At 32.9% G+C, this 19,198-nt stretch carries 18 protein-coding genes; all 18 read right to left on the bottom strand.

All coding sequences use genetic code 11. The features are described 5' to 3' along the window. Nucleotides 1–7: 7 nt before the first annotated feature. The 18 genes from ABRY23_12570 to ABRY23_12485 all read right to left on the bottom strand — a co-directional run bounded on the left by ABRY23_12570 (nucleotide 8) and on the right by ABRY23_12485 (nucleotide 19,196). Complete coding sequence (locus tag ABRY23_12570) at nucleotides 8–2,710, bottom strand: TonB-dependent receptor domain-containing protein (GenBank protein ID MFA3783887.1); 2,703 nt, start codon at nucleotides 2,708–2,710, stop codon at nucleotides 8–10. A 152-nt stretch (nucleotides 2,711–2,862) separates the two neighbouring features. Next, entirely contained in the window at nucleotides 2,863–5,505 is a 2,643-nt protein-coding gene (locus tag ABRY23_12565; protein MFA3783886.1) for a sugar-binding protein, read from the bottom strand. Nucleotides 5,506–5,619: 114 nt separating this feature from the next. Beyond that, nucleotides 5,620–7,245, bottom strand: coding sequence for a sodium/solute symporter (locus tag ABRY23_12560; GenBank protein ID MFA3783885.1), 1,626 nt, complete (start codon nucleotides 7,243–7,245; stop codon nucleotides 5,620–5,622). A 395-nt stretch (nucleotides 7,246–7,640) separates the two neighbouring features. Next, a complete protein-coding gene (locus tag ABRY23_12555; protein ID MFA3783884.1) occupies nucleotides 7,641–9,497 on the bottom strand; it encodes an ATP-binding protein in 1,857 nt (618 codons plus the stop codon). After that, nucleotides 9,481–10,107: a hypothetical protein gene (locus ABRY23_12550; protein ID MFA3783883.1), complete on the bottom strand. Its 627-nt coding sequence runs from the start codon at nucleotides 10,105–10,107 to the stop codon at nucleotides 9,481–9,483. Before ABRY23_12550 ends, ABRY23_12555 begins: the two co-directional genes overlap by 17 nt. Nucleotides 10,108–10,167: 60 nt before the next feature. Further along, nucleotides 10,168–10,824, bottom strand: a complete 657-nt coding sequence (locus ABRY23_12545) for a response regulator (protein ID MFA3783882.1) — start codon at nucleotides 10,822–10,824, stop codon at nucleotides 10,168–10,170. After that, nucleotides 10,817–11,215 (bottom strand): response regulator, encoded by a 399-nt coding sequence (locus tag ABRY23_12540; GenBank protein ID MFA3783881.1) that lies wholly within the window; start codon nucleotides 11,213–11,215, stop codon nucleotides 10,817–10,819. The genes ABRY23_12545 and ABRY23_12540 overlap by 8 nt, the downstream gene beginning before the upstream one ends. Beyond that, nucleotides 11,215–11,988, bottom strand: a complete 774-nt coding sequence (locus ABRY23_12535; GenBank protein MFA3783880.1) for a flagellar motor protein MotB — start codon at nucleotides 11,986–11,988, stop codon at nucleotides 11,215–11,217. Before ABRY23_12535 ends, ABRY23_12540 begins: the two co-directional genes overlap by 1 nt. After that, complete coding sequence (gene motA, locus ABRY23_12530) at nucleotides 11,981–12,847, bottom strand: flagellar motor stator protein MotA (protein ID MFA3783879.1); 867 nt, start codon at nucleotides 12,845–12,847, stop codon at nucleotides 11,981–11,983. Before motA ends, ABRY23_12535 begins: the two co-directional genes overlap by 8 nt. Before the next feature lie 9 nt (nucleotides 12,848–12,856). Next, nucleotides 12,857–13,567, bottom strand: a complete 711-nt coding sequence (locus tag ABRY23_12525) for a response regulator (protein MFA3783878.1) — start codon at nucleotides 13,565–13,567, stop codon at nucleotides 12,857–12,859. Further along, the gene (gene csrA, locus ABRY23_12520) at nucleotides 13,567–13,809 is read right to left on the bottom strand and encodes a carbon storage regulator CsrA (GenBank protein ID MFA3783877.1); all 243 of its coding nucleotides are present in this window, start codon (nucleotides 13,807–13,809) and stop codon (nucleotides 13,567–13,569) included. The genes ABRY23_12525 and csrA overlap by 1 nt, the downstream gene beginning before the upstream one ends. Beyond that, on the bottom strand, nucleotides 13,809–14,204 hold the full coding sequence (fliW, locus tag ABRY23_12515; protein ID MFA3783876.1) for a flagellar assembly protein FliW: 396 nt from the start codon (nucleotides 14,202–14,204) through the stop codon (nucleotides 13,809–13,811). Before fliW ends, csrA begins: the two co-directional genes overlap by 1 nt. Nucleotides 14,205–14,213: 9 nt before the next feature. After that, nucleotides 14,214–14,894, bottom strand: coding sequence for a flagellar motor protein MotB (locus ABRY23_12510; GenBank protein ID MFA3783875.1), 681 nt, complete (start codon nucleotides 14,892–14,894; stop codon nucleotides 14,214–14,216). Further along, complete coding sequence (locus tag ABRY23_12505; protein ID MFA3783874.1) at nucleotides 14,891–15,661, bottom strand: motility protein A; 771 nt, start codon at nucleotides 15,659–15,661, stop codon at nucleotides 14,891–14,893. Before ABRY23_12505 ends, ABRY23_12510 begins: the two co-directional genes overlap by 4 nt. Continuing rightward, nucleotides 15,658–16,560 carry a flagellar hook-associated protein FlgL gene (gene flgL, locus ABRY23_12500; GenBank protein ID MFA3783873.1) on the bottom strand — a complete coding sequence of 301 codons (903 nt, stop codon included), beginning with the start codon at nucleotides 16,558–16,560 and terminating at the stop codon, nucleotides 15,658–15,660. Before flgL ends, ABRY23_12505 begins: the two co-directional genes overlap by 4 nt. Nucleotides 16,561–16,564: 4 nt before the next feature. Continuing rightward, nucleotides 16,565–17,920, bottom strand: coding sequence for a flagellar hook-associated protein FlgK (flgK, locus tag ABRY23_12495; protein ID MFA3783872.1), 1,356 nt, complete (start codon nucleotides 17,918–17,920; stop codon nucleotides 16,565–16,567). After that, the gene (gene flgN, locus ABRY23_12490) at nucleotides 17,920–18,375 is read right to left on the bottom strand and encodes a flagellar export chaperone FlgN (GenBank protein MFA3783871.1); all 456 of its coding nucleotides are present in this window, start codon (nucleotides 18,373–18,375) and stop codon (nucleotides 17,920–17,922) included. Before flgN ends, flgK begins: the two co-directional genes overlap by 1 nt. A 5-nt stretch (nucleotides 18,376–18,380) precedes the next feature. Continuing rightward, the gene (locus ABRY23_12485; protein ID MFA3783870.1) at nucleotides 18,381–19,196 is read right to left on the bottom strand and encodes a transglycosylase SLT domain-containing protein; all 816 of its coding nucleotides are present in this window, start codon (nucleotides 19,194–19,196) and stop codon (nucleotides 18,381–18,383) included. Nucleotides 19,197–19,198: the final 2 nt, after the last annotated feature.

Genomic DNA, 19,198 nt, shown 5'->3' with positions numbered 1-19,198 from the left:
TCAGTAATTAAAAACCAACATTAAATCCAATTGCTATTCTCCGTGGAGCAGAATAAAAAGAAGGATTTATTACGTACTCTTCAATTGTATTTAATCCTATTACAGGCCCAGCAAATTTTGTATTAAGGTCAATTCCTGCTCTACCAGATGAGCCGTAAACGCCATATTCATTTTTAATGTCAAGCAGATTATAAACAAGTATAAATGTGTTGAATTCGTAACCAAGAATATTAAAATGCTTATTAGCTTTTAAGTCGAGGTTATAAACAGCAGGTTTACGTCCGTTGTTTTCGAATCTTAATCCAAGTGTGTATCGCGGTTCAACTGTATAGGGTGCGCCAGACCCGTAGTTAAAAATAAGTCCAATTGTCCAATCCGTAGGATTACCTATTGTAAGCGAAAGGTTTAATGTATGTGTTTGGTCCCAATTAAGAGGAACAGTTTTTTTATTGGATTCAACCGGCGGGTCTGCTGTATTGTTATAATAAACTTCAAATGGGTCAGATGCATTACCCTCTGCTATTTGATATGTGTAATCAATTTTAGCAGAGAAGAAATTAGAAAATCTTTTATCCAGAGTTATAATTAATCCTTTTACATTTCCATAATCTCTGTTAATAAATCTACCAAATAAAAATCCCTCATAGGTTTGCAGTATTTCCATTCCAAGCAAATTACGGATATCGCTGTAATAAACAGTTGCATCAATAGATACATCATTGAAAAGGACTTGTTGAAGACCTAACTCATACTTTATTGTTTTTTGAGCTTTTAGTTCAGGATTACCAACCACAGAAGAAAGGGAAGTAGTTTGGTCAATAATATAAGAACTATTTGAATAAAGATTTTCGAATGATGGAATTTGGAAAAAATGGCCGTAGGAAAAATGTATAGCTCCTTTATCAGAGATAGGGAATGAAACGCCAAGTCGGGGACTTACTTGATATTCTATTCCAGCTTTCTTTCTCTCGTAAGCTCCAGGGAAATTAGGATTATTAAGAGGGTTTCTAATATCAACAGGTAAATCGGCATTGGGATTAAAATAATCGAATCTAAGTCCAGCATTAATAATCATAATATCATATTCCATTTTATCTTGAACATATACTGCAAGTTCATAAGGTTTACGAAAACCATCACCGCTGTAAATATCATTATATTTTGTACCAGGGTCACTATATCCCAAAGTAAAAATTGGATTACCTTGATTGTCTAATTGACCTTCGGTTAAATTTCTAATATCCATCCAATGGTAAAACAGTTTGTTCAATTTTACATCAGCACCAAATTTCACTTTATGTTCTTTGGATAGCTGAGATTCTATTGCAAATTGAGCAATATAAGTCAATGTATATCGGTTATATCTATCAGTTTCATTACCGCCGGAGTAAAAAGTGTAATTTGAAAGAGGACTGCCTTGATTAGGGTCAACGTATCTTGGATCATAGGGGTCTGGATACAGATAACCCCAGTATTTATTTAGATTTGCTGAAAGTTTAAGAGTTGCGAATGTATTGTGGGAAGGATAATATGCAATTTGCAAGGCGTTAATTGTATTAACTCTATAATGATTTTTTATTGCATCTGGCGTTAAGCGATATGCATGATTATAATACTTATTCCAGTTATCATCCCAAAAGAAACTATAACTAAACTTCCAATTAGGTAAATTATAAGTAAGCTTGCCATTAAAAGATTTTCTTTCTGCAGGATTCATAGAAACATAAGCACCATCACCTGTGTTTCTATTAATATAAAAATTTGGGTCACTTGGATTTGGGAAATACGGCCTGTTATCCCAAGTGTTATATACCCTTTTACCAAAAATATATCCATTATCTTTGTAGTATCTACCGGTTAGAAAAAAAGTTAAGTTATTAATTAACTTAGTAGGACCGCCGAACGTAAATTGAAAATCCCGTGGGCCGCCTAAATTAAATTTATCAATATTAGGGAAAATATCGGAATGATTCGAAAAATAATTTCCACCGTAAACAGAAATTGTACCTTCAAACTTTTGTGTACCATCTTTAGTAACAATATTTACAATTCCAGACATAGCTTGCCCATACTCAGCATTAAAAGTCCCGCTGATTGCCTCCATTTGTCTAATTGAATTGTTTTCTACATCCAAAGAAAGAGAATTATTGAATGCGTCATTTACTGGAATTCCATCTATAAGATAAGCAACTTCGTTTGCCCTACCGCCTCTAAAATGGCCATTAACAACACCTGCCTGCAAATTAATTACTTGATTAATGTTCTCTACAGGCATTGCCTTAATTTGTTCTGCAGTAACAATTGCAGAAGAAGAAGTTAAATCTTTTGTAATCAGCGGCTGTTTGGCTTCTATTACAACTTCGCCAATGCTTACAGCTGTCGACGTTAGCTCAACATCTAACCTTGTTGTTAAATCTATTCTAATAACAACATTAGTAATTCTTGTTTTCTGATAGCCGACTGAACTTACTGTTACATTATAAACTCCCGGGGGAATACTATTTATATAATAATAGCCGTCAATATCAGCAGCAGCACCAAAATTTGTACCTTCAACAATTACATTTGCACCCACCACAGGCTCGCCAGATTCTTTATCAGTTACCTTGCCAACAAGTTTACCCGTAGTACCAGCATAAGTAGTTATGGTGAAAATAGAAAATAATATAAAAGCAGATAGACAATAAGTAAGGTTGTATATACGTGCCAAGTTAAAATCCCTCCAATTTATAATGATTGTCTATTAATCATCGTATCCATATAACAAGGATATGGGGTTGGCTAAAAAGCAAAGCTCGAATAAAAAGTTCGTATAGTTCATGTTATATCTTCACTTTACTTTCAGACAACCCCATGTATAAATCACTTTATAAGCATTAATTTTTTCACACTTGTAAACGAACCACTTTCTAACTTATATAAATAAATACCGCTTGCTAATCCCGAAGCATTAAAATTAATTGTGTACTGTCCAGCTTCTTGATTTTGATTTACAAGTTCTTTTACTAAACGACCCAAAATATCATAAACTCTTAAAGTCACTAGACCTGGCCTTGCAATTGAGTATTTAATTTGTGTTGTTGGGTTGAAGGGATTAGGATAATTCTGTTCCAAAGAATATTGAACAGGGACCGATTCATTTTTAACACTTGTAACAGGTTCCATTGCATCCCCAATCCAAGTCCACAACCATCTTGAAGCATCTGCCCATGATTGATCCTGATTATACGGAGAGTAACAAAGTATGCCGTCTCTATCACCGGTGTCATTATCATTTATTGAAAAATCTATAGGGACTCTAAAACCTTTCTTAACATAAATTGTATCTTTCCTTGCATCAGGGGAATTTCTTTTGTTCATAAGATCATCTAACGAAATTTTAGCTTCTACAGTATACCCGCTTGGGAATTTTTCTCCCCAGAAGTAATTTGGGCCAGGTTTCATTACAGTATCAATATCAGCTCCACCCTCACTTCTAACAGCGCCAATATTAAAACGAATATGATAATCCGGCTGTTTCCCTCTTTGATACGCACTATGAGGAACACCACTCATGTTATATAAGCCAATAAATAAGTCGGGTGAATCGTTTAAATAAGACGCTGCTTGGGAAGATGGATTAACAATGTCATCATCAACATCAAAAGCAACATATAAGTATTGGTTATCAATTGCAAGGTAAGCCTTAGCAGAACAATCCGCATCGTCTGTTACAAATGTATTAGGTGCAGGGAAGCCTGTTCCTTTGCTTATTGCAATTTCAATCGGTTGAATGCCAGACCATTCACTCAAATCGCCATCAGGATTAAAATTTGCAGGAGGATTTAGTGAAATTACAGGAACACCCTTTGCAGTGTTAGTCGCAGATGAATTCTCACTTACTACTGAAACATTCCCTGCTTTATCTGTACAAGTAACCGCATAATAGTAAGTAAGAGTTGTATCCCTTACTGGTGAACGTAAAAGATGTTCAACTTGACTTACACCTTCAGGGATTTTCACTTTAACTGCATTAACACCAGGCGCATTAACATCTGTAATTGGCTGTGTGCTAAAATAAACATTATATTTTTCTTGACTTTCGCCCGGCACATCATTCCAAATAATAAGATTTGAATAGTTGCCTGCAATAGCTGTTACACCTTGAGGTGCGTCAGGGGGAGTTTTATCGGTTTCCTGATAGCCTGCTGGAATAATAAAATCAATCATCATTGTTCCTTCGGAAATTACATCGGCGCCTACGGAACCTTTATCACTTCCGTTCACAGAAAATTCGATTTTAAATCCAGTTATAGTAGTCAAATCCATTTTTCCATCGTCGTTGCCCTGTCCAGGAGGATTAATAAACACACCTTTTTGTAAATCCCATGTTTGGTCTGAGATATATTCAAGTGGAATTTTTACGGTCGTCCATTCGTTGTAAGTTGAATCAATATTAAAATTAAGTAGTTGGAACCAACTTTCTTCTCCGTTTCCACTTCCATCAAAAAGGATAAATCTGCACTGCAGTCTGGTTGGTAGATTATTAGGCACAAGATTTTTTATTGCGCAATAAAGGGCGGTATTAGAAGCAAGATTTCGTGGTGTATCAAATTTATGGGTCATATTTACATAGCCGCCCCAGTCCTGATTTGCATTTACTTTATAATGAATTTGAAGGCTTGAAGCGCCTTGGAAAACATCAGTTGTTACATCTGTTAAATCGAGAGCAGCATTTGCATTAGCCCATTCCATTTTATCAAAAGTAAAGTAATTAGGGTCAGCAGCCACGTTATCGAATGTAGCGATAGGTTCATATTTGGAACCCATTAATCTAAGATCATCCCATAAAGTTGTCCCATAAGCCCATTGGTCGCCTCCAACTTGTGGAGCAGTAACTTCAATACTATAACCTACAATTTTATCTAAATCCAGTTCACCATTGTTTCTTGCACCACTCCAGCCAGGTAAAGAAAATCCTTCATCTGTAGGCGGAGCTCCGTCAAAGCCATTAATAGTTTTTAAAGGAATAATTAATTCCTGCCATTGACCTGTGGAATCATCGTAAGGCACAGCTGTTTCAAAATACCAGTCTTCATGGTCATTTTGAGAGTTCCAATAATCAGCTCCTCCACCTGCTTCGTGCAGTTTAAATCTCATGTGTACAAAACCAGGTGCAGTTGAAGGGCGAATGGTCTTATACCAAATGCTAAGATGGTCTGCCATACTAAAATCAAGATACCGATGCTCGGTAATTGGAATTAAGTACATCAGCTGATTGAAACCACCCCACGATTCAGTAGTATTACAATGCCACATAACTTTAAGGGATTTCTGACCTTGATGAGCATCATTTGTATCGGATAAAATCACATAGCCTTGACCTGTACCTAACCCGTGCAAGTTACCCGGTTCGGGATGGTTAAAAAAACTATCAGCTGCTGCTGTTTCGAACGGATTTACCATAAATTGAGCGTTAACAACAGTAGCTAATAAAAAAGCAAAAACTATAAACAACCTCTTCATTAATGCCTCCCATTAATTAATTGATTGAATGGTGATTCTTATTTTTAATGTAAAAGCCCATCTCTATTGGGCTGACCAAAAAGTAATTTTTTCTCTATGAATCAAGTTTGCTTCTTAAATAAAAATGGTCCATAAGCTTAGTGTAAGAATTAAAATTAAACCTGAGATTAATACATTGAACTTTAATCCACCTGATTCTACAATATTTTTATTATAACTTAACTCTGACGACTTTAGACTAACCATCCAATTATATCCTTCATCTACTTTTTCACTTGCTGTTGAAGGCAAGTAACTTAGTAATAGTATTATTAATGCAGATGTAAGAAATAAAAAAATTGTAAAGTGCAAGTAGTTTATCTGCACAAAAGATACAAGGAATAAATTAGAAATAAGATTAGACTTTATAAGTATCTCAACTATAAACCGTGAAATACCTATAAACTCACCTATTATTAAAGCCGTAAACGCTGCACGAGCATTTGTTTTTTTCATTGTAAATCCAAATAAAAATACTGCAGAAATAGGTGCACTTATATAAGCTTGCGTGCTTTGCAAAAAAATATAAATCTGCGAATTAACAATTTTTACAAAAGGAGCAATTAGGATTACCCCAACAACCACTGCAATAGTTACCATTCTTCCTACAAAAACCAAAGTTCTTTCTGATGCATTGGGATGTGTCGGTTTATAAAAATCAATTGTATATAAAGCTGCAATACTATTGAAAGACGCTGCAAGTGATGACATTATAGCAGCTAACAATCCCGCAATTACAAATCCTTTAATTCCAGAAGGAACTATTTCACTTGAAAGTAAAACTGGATAAGCATCATCACCTTTTAGACCGGGGAATAATGTGGCAGCAATTAAACCGGGAAGTACTAAAATAAAAATTGGAAAAATCTTTAAAAATGCTGTCAAAATTGTTCCGTTCCTTGCATCATTAATTGATTTAGCACCTAAAACTCTTTGAACCATGTAGTGATCAGCGCACCAATACCAAAAAGCAATTATAGGAGCACCAAAAACTATCCCAGTCCACGGAAAGTCAGGATCGTCTACCGGCTTAAACATTTGGAAATATTCTGACGGAAGTTTGTCCTTCAACGTTGAAAAACCACCTATTTCATTAAGTCCTAAAATTGTTAAAACTAATGCAGCTGAAAACAAAATTATACCTTGGAATACTTGCGTTTTCACAACAGAATAAAAACCACCTACAAGAGTGTAAAAACCTGTCAAAAGAACTACGACTATTGCAGAAGAGAAAATACTCCAGCCAAACATTTTGTTAAACAGAATACCGCCAGCAAAAAGTGTTACTAGTATTTTTGTTATTATATAAGTAAATATTGAAAGTCCAGAAAAAAACTTTCTGCTAGACGAGCCAAATCTTTTTTCCAAAAATTCTGGGGTTGTCAATATACCTGACTTCTTATAAATTGGTGCTATAACCCACCCTAATAAAATCAACAAGAAAATTGCAATTAGTTCAAATTGCCCTACTGCCAAACCTCTCATAGACCCTGAACCTGCCAAGCCTATAAAATGCTCACTCGAAATATTCGTAGCAAATAACGATATACCAACAGCAAACCAGCTCAAGTTTCTCCCTGCTAAAAAATATTCGTTAACATTTTTATCCCTGTTCTTGGAATTATATAATCCAATTACAATAACTGCTAATAAGTAAGCAATTACAATAATGCCGTCTAAAAGATTGAAGTTCTCACTCATCACATAAAATAAATCAAATATAATACCACTCACATAACTAATTTTTGTTCTAAAAAATGATGAGAAAATAAATTGTTGTTAAGCTGTTTATTGTTTTGATAAGGCAACTGTTATTGTTTTAATAAGCGAAGAATAAATTGTAGAATGCTCATAAAAAAATTAAAAACAACAAAATTCATGAGGATTTACCACATTGTGATTAGATGAGAACTCACCACTTCGTGGAATGTCACGCAACACGGGATTGTCAATGGCCTGCATGCTGCCGTAGTCTGATGAAAAATTTTGGGTTAACTAACGGAATTCTTTGGATGTCTCTAATTGTTAGTTTGGGAACCGCTTAATTAAAACCCAAGAGATTTCTGTAGATTATTCTGATTTGTAAAAACAAATAATTATTTCACAACATTAAAAGACAGCGTTACCTTTGTTCCATTCTTTTTATCACTCTGAATATAAAATCTTCCATTCATTAGTGATGTTAGTTTGTAGGCAATTGTTAAGCCAAGTCCAGCACCGTCGTAAGCTCTTGTATAAGCCTCTTCTGCTTCTTGAGCAAATGGTTCCAAAATTCTTTTTAATTGAAGCTTATCAATTCCATTACCTGTATCAGATACAATAATTTGCAATTCATTACCGGAAAGTCTCGAGCTTAAAATCACTTCCCCTTCATCTGTAAATTTAATTGCATTATCTACAAGAGCGTATATTACTTTTTCCAATTTTACCCAGTCTGCATTAATTAAAACATCTTCTTTTTCTAGAATGAGATAAAATTTTAATTTTTTCTTTTCGGCGTCTTCTAATTTTTTGCCGTAGACTGACTTCAAGACTTTATTACAATTCAGTTTAACAAATTCAATTTCAGTTTCTCCCGACTCAATTTGTGATAGTTCAACTATGTTAGAAAATAAATTCATTACACGGGCAAACACATCTTTTAAAATTCCAATGAATTCTACTACTGATTCATAATCTTTTGTTTTCAAAGCATCATCAATAATTTCCGAATAACCATTAATTGCATTTATGGGAGTTCTAATTTCATGCGACATATTTTCTAAGAAAGTAGATTTCAATTTATTTAAGTGAAGTTCCTTTTCGTAAGCCTTGCGCAGCTGTTTCTCATATAATTCTCTTTCAGTAATATCGTTAATTGATATAACATACAATTTCTCGTTTTCTAAGTTATCGTCAATTTCTATCATTTTTGCGAAGTAAATCTTTCCGTCTAACAGGTCAAACTTAAAAGTAGTATCGAAGCTGTTTTCTTTATTCAGTTTATCAATAGCACCGTAGAAATTATTTACTAAAATTTCTTCGAGTAAGTCTTCAATTTTCTTCCCCTCTGCAATATCCTTGTTAATCTCAAAAGCGTTACAGAAATTATCGTTTGCAGTTACAAACACATATTCATCATTTTTTTTAGAAATAATAAGCAACAGATCTGTGATATTATTTATAATTGATTTTAATCTCCTCTCTGATTTTTTAATTACTCTATTCTTTTGTATATGATTTGTTATATCATTAGCTCTAAATATAAATGACCATGACTCATTTGAACTGTTGATAGGTTCCAATATTAAGTCAAAAAAGCTTATTTCTCTTTTTTTATTTTCGTAACTAATTGAACCGTACCATGTAGTACGATTACTCAACGCAGTTGAAAGAGATGCAAGTTCACTTTGACTCAGGTAAAATGAAAAAATTGAAAGAAGAGAATTATTAAATAATGTTTCTAAATTTAAATCCAATACGTTTTCAAATGCTGGCGTAGAATATAAAATATATCCTTCACTATTAATTATCATCAAAGGAATATTGCTATGCTCGAGGGCAGAGTAAAAATTGTTTATTTTTTCTTCAAATTTAATTTCAGGATTTTCAAAAACAAACCAGCATATAACATATTCATTACTTTCAATCAATGCTCGTTCAATATGAACCTTTACATTATTGTAACCATTATCACTAAAATACATTTCGGCTTCGATGCTTTCGTAGTTGCTTTCCCTCAAACCCAAAATTACATTCTCAATTTTTGGCTCACTATTTAACTTACTTATTAAATCACCTTCTTTAACATCAAAATATTTTCTAAAATTGTTGTTAACAAATATTACTCTGAAATCTTGGTCCACAATTAACATTGGTGGACTATCAGGGAGCTGTCTAAGAAGTTTATAGCCCTCAATTGCTTCGAGGTGTGACTTCTTCTTTATTCCGGAATAATCAACATATTTTAACATTGGTAAGTTTTATTTTTGTGTCAGATAATAAATTTTCTTCAAACTGAAGTTCATATGGTAAAAATTTTATTACAAACTCAATTATTAAGCCGGCTACTTGCTTTAATTCTGCATCAATTGGTTCCAGCAAATCAATATATAAGCTCTTGAGCAATGCATCATTTAGATTATTTCCTCTAACTTCTTTTGCATAATTAATTCTTGCAAAAAGGTTTTTTAGTGAATCAAAACTAAGATTAGTCTCTTTTTCATAAACTTGTCTATTGGTTACTGGTACGTCAAAAAACAACAAAATTGAATTATCCGTTTCGTTTTTTATATTTAATTTTATATTAGAAATTATATTAGAGCGCAGAAACTCAATAGTTGAAAAGAAAACAAAACCGCCTGTAGAAAACGAAAATGATAATTTCTGGTCTTCTTCATAATCAAGACTTTTTAATGACCATCCCAATTTAGACAAATATTTTACTGCAGGGGAAAGTTCTGCCTCATCGTCAGTAGTTTTATATTTTTCGTATATAGTTTTAAAAGAATTTTTTTTTCGGTACTCAGAGCTTTTTTGCTGTAATAGGTCATTTGTAGCAATATTTGATACTTTAGAAAGCATAGATTTTCCTCGATTTATTATCGAAAGAAAATCAAAAATTTTAAGTGTGGGGGAGAGAATTTATAATTTGAGCATTTTTTGCTCAGGAGTGTAATGAATCATTTCTGGATTCTTAATGTTAATAAGATTATTAACCAGCAATTTGATACGTTCTATCGACTTTCTAATAATCTGGATATCCTCATTAATATGAGAATATTCAACTCCGTCCAACTCTTCAGTAAGGCTATTAAAAGAAATGATAAGGCTGCTTAGCGGGTTATTAATTTCATGACCTATAGTACAAGCCATCTCAATTATAGCTTTACTATGTTCAATATTTTTAAGTTCATTTTGCAATCGATTAATTCGAATGCCCGTTCTTATTCGAGCTAACAATTCTTGGTTTTCTATTGGCTTTACTAGGAAATCATCAGCGCCAATATCAAGTCCCTTTACTCTATCATTCAATGAAGGGCGGGCAGTAAGTATAATATAGTATATTAACTTAAACTTCTCATTAGATTTGACTTCTTTGCACAATTGTAAACCATCCATTATAGGCATCATCCAATCGGCTATTATCACGGTAGGGACAAAAGTTTTAAGAATTTCCAGAGCTTCCACCCCGTTGTTGCACGTTTTAACTTCGTACCCACTTTTTGTGAGTAATTTTTCGAGTATATAACGAGTATCTTTCTCGTCTTCTACAATTAATATTTTTACTTTCTCATCCACGGTCAATTAGCTTTCGAATAATATTTATAAATGAATTTAAATCACTAATTGGTTTCCTTAATATATAATCATTTTTTTCGTCAAAAAAAATCCCTTCTTTCGCCGTTTCGTAATCGTAACCTGTAACTAAAAGCACTGGCATGCTATTAAGCTTTTTGTTCTTCTTAATTTTTGAGTATAAAACCTTGCCGTCAATTTTTACACTATTAAGATAAGTTTTAGTCAAATTAATGTCTATTACAACAAGACAAAAAGAGTCGCTGCTTAATCTCTCCATTACCTCATCGCCATTTTCAGTAATATATGTAAAGTAACCCGCTTTAGTAAGAACTAACCGATAAAACTCTTTAGTAAACGGGTCATCTTCAACAATTAATATTTTATTGGACATTATCGTTCCAGGTATTTAATAATTATACTAATTCTTCTATTAACTACATTATAAGGGTCTTTTTTATCACGTAATCTTTTATCTGCATAGCCTCTAATTTCGTCTATTTGTTTATCACTTACTCCTCCAGCTTCCAAGGCAATTCTTGCAGCATTTGCTCTATCAGTACTAAGGAAATAATTATCATAATCTTTTCTAATATTTTGATTATACTGTCTTGCATCTGTATGACCTTCAACAATAATTTTATTAGGTAAAGATTTTATTTCATTGCCAATTTTTAGTAATATTTTTTCAGCTTCAGGATTTAATTTAGCACTTCCGACCTCAAAAAACACGTTATTAGCCGATTCCAGCATTTCAATTCTCAAGCCCTCATCAACCATTTGAAATTCAATCTGTTTAAGAAGGCTTTCAAACTCTGTATTTTTAGCAAGTTCTTTTTGAATATCTTTTTTCAACTTTTCGAATTGAGCTTTTTGAGCTTCTTTGTCAACGCTTTTATTGGCAATAAAGTTTAAGTCAATTGCGCTATTTTTTATGCCGCTTGAATTTTCCAAATTAATAATCGAAAATTTGGATGGATCTTTAAAGTAACTCGCAACAGCTTTCTTTACTTCTTCGCTTTGAGAAAGAACCCATAAAACTATAAACAATGCCATCATTGCAGTTACAAAGTCGGCATAGGCAACTTTCCATGCGCCGCCATGCGCATGACCATGTTTTTTTTTATTGTTTTTATTGACTATTAATATCTCTTCCTTATCAGCCATTAGCTTTGTTTTTACCCCTTATAAAATTTTCAAGTTCTGAAAAAGTTGGTCTCACTTCAGAAAAAATTGTTCGTCTTGCCATTTCAACTGCAATTATTGGGGGATTCCCTTTAGCGTAAGCTACAACACAAACCTTTATGGTTTCCAGGTAACGCATTTTGCTTTCAATTTCATGTTCAATATTGGTAGCAATAGGATTTATAAATCCATATGAAAGCAGCACGCCAAGGAAAGTACCGACCAAGGCAGCAGCAACATGATGACCAACTGCAACGGCTCCTTGGTCGATAGAACTCATTGTAACTATAATGCCAAGAACTGCTGCAACAATTCCTATGCCCGGCAATGAATCGGCTATTTTAGTTATAGTTGCTGGAACAGGCTTAGATTCAATTTCAAAGGTCTCTATTTCTTTATCAATTAAACTTTCTAATTCGTGACCGGGTATAGCACCTGAGAGCATTATTTTCATCGTATCACAAAAAAAGCTCACAGCAAATTTGTTTTCTATAAATTTTTTATTAGCCGAAAGTACTTTACTTTTTTCTGGTGATTCTATATGTGGTTCTATTGACAATAATCCATCTCTTTGTGAAATGAGAAATAAATCATTAAAAGATTTCAGCAATTCAAGGTAATCTTGTTTAGTAATTGAATGATTTTTAAACAAATTGGGAATAGCAGCAATTATTTTTTTAAGCATTGAGGGCGAACTCATGATAAGCATACTGCCAATTGCAGTTCCAACAATAATCATAAACTCAGCCCATTGCAAAAGCAGAAGTAATTTTCCCCCTGCTATTGTAAAGCCGGTTATAATTGATAAAATAACAACTATTATTCCAATAATTACTAACATAATGCGCTTTTAGTAATGTGTAGTTTTTAATTCTTCAACTAAAGAAAAGATTTGATTGCATTTCGATTCTATTAAATCCCAGTCAAGAACATTTTTACTCAATAATTTTTCGACCTCTTCACTCACATTTGTAAGCATTGGAAACCTAATTGAGCCACCGCTACCTTTTATTTCATGTACAACTGCTCTAATTAAATCATCGTTTCTTGTCTGCAATCCATTAAGAATATATTTTTTCTTTTGATTAAAACTCTTTATAAAAAAAGTTCTTAACTGATGAACCATTTCAGTAGTTTCACTCTCTGTAAAATGACCTTCTTTTTTCGCTTCCAGAATCATATCTTTTCCTAATAATTCATTAATAGCCTTAACAATAATTTCTTTTTTAAGCGGTTTGGAAATTACACGGTCTGCCCCAGCCTCAATAACTGCCATAACATTGCTTTTATTTGTATTTGCACTTATTACAATCACAGGGATTTTATTAAGCAAATCAATTAATTTAATTACCTTAAGCATTTTAATACCGTCCACATTAGGCATTACCAAATCAAGTAAAATTAGATCTGGTTTATATTCGATTGCACGTTGAATACCCTCAAGACCATCTCTACAGGTAACAACATCAAAATTATATTCCTTAAAGAAGTTTTTTAAGGAATAAAGTATCACATCCGAATCATCTACAACAAGTACCTTTATGGTTTTTATTTGGCTCATTATCTTTGAGAAATTTTATTTAAGGTAAATTTATTTTCAAAAAGAACTTTTTCCTTACTGTGAATTTTAGCTTGCTGATTAATTTCTTTTATTTTTTCAAAAATTTCGGAGCGAAAAATTTCGATACTCTCCGGTGCATAAAAACCTATTTTAACTTGATTTTCAGAGATATCCAAAATTTTTATTTTAATATCTCTGCCAATGTAAACTTCTTCTTCAATTTTTCTTTTAAGAATTAGCATCAGGCAGTTTCCTTTACTTCGCGAAATAGTTTATAGTGAATTGAATATTTATCTAAATCAAGAATCTTTTGGAATCCAGTGTTATTATTTTTATTGATATAAACCGGGGCTTTCATATTAACTGTAACCTTAAGTGGATTGCTATTTAATGTTACCATGCCAAAAACCTCAGTAGATGGTTCTTTAGGGTATTGGTCATCGAGTGCTTCGAGATTAATTAACGGAAAGGCAACCTCTGGATCTTCAATTGAATTAAGCCAATAATAAATACTATTCTCCACTTTTATAAGCAAAAATTTGTGGTATTCCTCGAACCCAAAGAGTCCATCTTTAAATTGAAGTATTTTTTCGGGTTCAAATTCTACTTCACCAAAATGATAAGTTACTATTTTCATAACGCCTTTTTATTTTATAATTACTATGTCAACTCGTCTATTTTTAGCTCTCCCTTCAGGAGAGGAATTATCTGCAATTGGTTTGTATTCCGAATAACCAACAATAGAAACTTTTTCAGGGTCTAATCCTTCATTTTGAATTAAATAATAAGCTGTATTAAGCGCTCTATCTACCGATAAATGCCAATTTGAAGGATATTCTTTTGTGTGAATAGGAACGTCATCAGTATGACCTTCAATTCGGATATCGTTTGGAAGTTTTCTTACAATATTTGCTAATTGCTTTAACACCAACTTTGATGTAGCGTTTAATTCAGCATTACCCGGCGGAAACAAGATATTTTCCATTATGTGTATCGTAAAACCGCGTTCATTTTCTTCCAATGATACTGAGTTCTTAAATTCCTTGTTGTCTATTAATCGAAGCAAGTTTTTTCTTAGGTCATCTATTTTTGTACTTATAACAGGTTCTTTTATAGGTTTAATCCCAATAACCTTACCACCATCACCAAAAGTATTTCCCAGAGCAAACATCATTTTCGAATATTTATTTAAATCAATATTAGAGATAGCATAAAGAATTATAAATAATCCTAAAAGCAAAGTGATTAAATCAGCATAAGTAATTAAGTAACGGTCTTTATCAGCTTCCTCATCGGGCAGAAAATTTTCCTGTAAAGAGTATCTCAAATTTCTTGCTGCTGTTTTTGAGGAAGCATGCTTATTAATCTTGCTTTCAGAATTGATGGTATTTCCCCGCTTTGAAGAGCTAGTGCGCCCTCTAACGACATTTCCATCATATGTTTTTCTTCCATGTGACATCTTTTAAGTTTATCTCCAATTGGCAACCACAAAAGATTAGCAGATAAAACTCCCCACAATGTTGCAATAAATGCAGTTGCAATGTTTTTTATTAAAATGTTTGGATCGGAACCTGCATTTGCTAAGGTCATAATTAAAGCCATTACAGTACCTAAAATTCCCATTGTCGGTGCATATCCGCCCATTTTTGAAAAAATAAATATGTTAGAATAGTGCCTATCCTGCATGCTTTTAATTTCGAGCATTGCAAGGTTTTCAACTGTTTCTCTATCTGCCCCGTCAATAATGTAACGAGTCAATTTTTGTGGAAATTTATATTTCAAATTCTTCAATTCTTTTTCAATTGCAAGTAATCCTTCTTTTCTTGCCTTAATTGATAATCGAAAAAAATCATCAACAAGTTTATTCAAGTCATAAGATTCCGGGAAATAAGCAATTTTTATAAGCTTTAGTATATTTGAGAACTTATCAATGCCGAAGCCGATAATAACTGCAGCAAATGTGCCCCCAAAAACAATAAATATTGGGGCAATTAGAAACAACGCTTTTAATGAACCTCCTTCTAAAAAGAAGGCTCCAAATATTGAAATTATACCAAGTAATAGTCCATTTAAACTTCCAATTTTCTTCATCATAAGAAATCAATTAAAGATTTTGGAAGAATCATAGCAGACATTTTATATGAAATTTGCAATACATAATCTTGGTTCTGCATTTCCATTATGGCTTTTGCTACATCTACATCGTTCACATTGGATATTAATTCCTGCAATTTTACATTTTGATTGCTCAGCATTTCAGAAGTATTATCCAAGTTATTAATGATAACGCCTGCTTTAGTAATTTGGTCTAAAAAATTCGATTGTATGTTTTTTAATTTATCAATATCGCTTTGGTCGGGTAAATTTCCCGATTGTAATTTATTTCTAATCGATATTAGAACATTAAACACGTCATTGCCAATTGAAGGATCAACATTACCAAAAACATCTGAGCCTGGTAAATTAATTTGTTCTTCATGCTGGTAAGAAATATTTATTACTTGTTTACCGGAGGTTCCGCTGGTTTTTACAATAATGCCTGTATTGCCAGCGTTGTAACCAAAAGGCTTATCAGAAAAATCAGTGCCGCCAAATAAATATTTGCCGTTATATTCAGTATTAGCTAACGATAAAATTGAATTTAATGCTGAATCAATTTCGTTGGCATATGCATTTAATGTTGTACTCTTAGTAGGGTCATTAACTTCTGTTAATTTTGATAAAACATTAGTCACTTCATCGTTAATGTTTTCTAATACACCTACGGTTTCTTCCATAAAATCTTTACCATACGAAACACTTTCTGAGTAAATGTTATTTTGACTGAACTGCTTATTTAATTCCAATAATTTTGATATGCCGGTTGGAGAATCAGATGGACGATTAATTTTATTGCCAGTAGAAATTTGTTCACTAAGTCTATTAATTTTTGACTTAACATTATTAATGTTCTCAGTGTAATTGTTAGTAAGCATTAAGTCAGAGATTCTCATATTCTTATACCATATCTAATAGTGTTTGAAACAAATCATCAGCTATTTTTATTAATTTTGCTGATGCATCATAAGCTCTTTGAAACTTAAGAACATTAGTCATTTCCTCATCAACTGAGACACCGGATACAGAATCCTTCTGGTTCTGAAGCTGATCTAATACCAATTTATTTGATGTTGATAAATTATCCATGGTCTGTTTGTCGCTACCAATTTTATTTACGAGCGTGCTAAATTTTTCACTAAGCGTAAAACCGTCTATTAATTTTTTATCTGCAAGTTCTGAGATGGTTTTCGCAATATCACCATTACCCGAAGTTCCATCAGATGAAACAGCAATTTTTCTTACATCAGATAATATATTTGGATTAATTTCCAATTTACCATCGATATAACCATCAAAAAAGTTTATACCTGTCTGCGGAGGATTTTCAATACTATAAGCTGTTGAGTGCAAAGAATTAACTGAACTTACAATTTGATTAGCTATTGTATCTATATCATTTTGATAGCCGGCGATATTTTTATTGTACAAATCTGCTAATGCAGAAAGTTCACCATTGGTAATTATGGGAGACTTACCATCCGTAGTAATTAAATTTAATTTGCCATTTTGAAGTGACGTATCAAAAGTCACAGTAAAATTAGAATCCACGGCTAAAATACCGCCGATAGAAATCATTGCTGAGTTATTGTTATTATAAATGACATTTATATCAACAAGCTTGCTTAGTTCGTTAATACTTTTATCGCGCTGGTCTAAAAGGTCATTTGGAGATTGACCGCTGTTAGTTACACTTGATATTTGGATATTAAGATTTTTTATATCCTGCAGCAGTGAATTTATTTGATTTACTTTATCTCTAAACTCAGATGAAATGGAAGATTTTATAAGATCCAAATTGCTGTTAATATCTTGAATTTTCAGTGAAAGACTTTTAGCACTGTTAAGCACATCATTCCTTAATGGGATTGATGAAGGATTTACAGAAAGACTTTGCCATGAATTGAAAAACTGATTTATTAGTGCTGATAAACCTTGGTCTGAAGGCTCAGAAAAAACTTGTTCTATTTGTCCCAATAACTCAGCCTGTTTATCTGAATATGATAATTTACTGGTGTAAGAGTCTAATTGGCGTACTATTAAATCGTTGGTCATTCTGTTAATAGAGGATAAGGTAACGCCGCTTCCCCAATAAAATCCCGCATTATTTTCTGGTGTAGTAGCGCTCAAAATTACACGCTGCCTCGAGTAGTCCGGATTTGATGCATTAGCAATATTGTGTGCTGTTACATCCAAAGCATTTTGGTACGTCAATAAACTTCTTTTCGAAATATCTAAAATTCTGCTTATGCCCATTATATTTTCCTATCAATTATTGATTTTTTCTCGGCACCAACAAGATTTGAAATTAGTTCTCTTATGAAACTTCTTCCGTAATCAGCAAGGTATTTATTTTGGTCATTGACCAGCTGAATCTCTTTTATTCTTTTTCTTATTTCGTCACTTGAATTATAAAGTTCCAGCCATGTTTCTTTGTTTATCTTATCTTGAATAACCTCCAGTAAATCTTCAAAGTTGCTTTCATTGACATCAAGTGAAAGTTCTGACTTTAATTTGCTAAGGATACTTCTGCGCATTTTATGAATCTTCTGCAGTTCAAAAAGCCTGCTCTCTTCCTTTTCTATGGCTTTGCTGAGCTGCTCGTAGTTGTAGCCTATAATTGCCTTCTGTTTTTCAGTTACAACTTGCAGCAACGATGTTAGGCATTTCTGCAACTCGTCATTTGCTAATTTCAGTTCATTTAGTACCATAGCTATTAACCCTTAAAATATTTTAAATATCCTTTTACCCGTTGAATATAATTGGCAGTCTCCTCGAAAGGCGGAACCCCATTGTATTTAGACACGTTATTAGGACCAGCATTATAAGCTGCAAGTGAAAGCTCAAGGTTACCATTGTAATCTTTTAATAAAGATGACAAATACTTTGCACCTGCAAGTATATTTTCTTCTGGATTAAAAACATTTCTCACGCCAAGTTGAGTAGATGTAGAATCCATCAATTGCATTAAACCTTTGGCGCCAGCTGGAGAAACAGCATTATGCTTAGCAGATGATTCTGCTAAAATCACTGATTTAATCAAATCCTCGTCAATATTATACTGCTTGGCAGCTTTAATAATTATAGCACTATAGTTTTCGAGACGCTGCATTGCTTCATAGGAAGGCGTTAAATAGTTAAACGAAGATTCAGTTGCATTATTTTTAATGTTTGATTTTATTTCATTTATAATAGGCGGTTTTTTATAAAAAATTGATGGGTCGAAAGGCTCACCTGTAATCTTTTCGTAAAGTATTTCGGCTATACCCAAGCTCTTATTTTCTGAAATGTAACTTGAAAGCTTAGATTCAAAAATTGTATCAAAGTCATCACCACCAAATCCACTATCACCAAATAAACCGCCGGTTGATTGTGTCATGCTTTTTACCATTAATGAGGTAAGCAGTGATTCAAATTCTCGTGCAGCTTTTGCAATTTTAATTCTTTTCTCATCAGATAAAGAATTCTGAGAAATAGCGTTTGACTGCAAATGTTTTAATGGATTTGTAGTTGTTAACTCTAATGTTTTCATAA

This window comes from Melioribacteraceae bacterium 4301-Me (assembly GCA_041538185.1).
In the GTDB taxonomy this organism is placed as follows: domain Bacteria; phylum Bacteroidota; class Ignavibacteria; order Ignavibacteriales; family Melioribacteraceae; genus Pyranulibacter; species Pyranulibacter aquaticus.
Note: the sequence above shows the minus strand (reverse complement) of the source record. Positions and strands in the feature narration are given on the sequence as shown.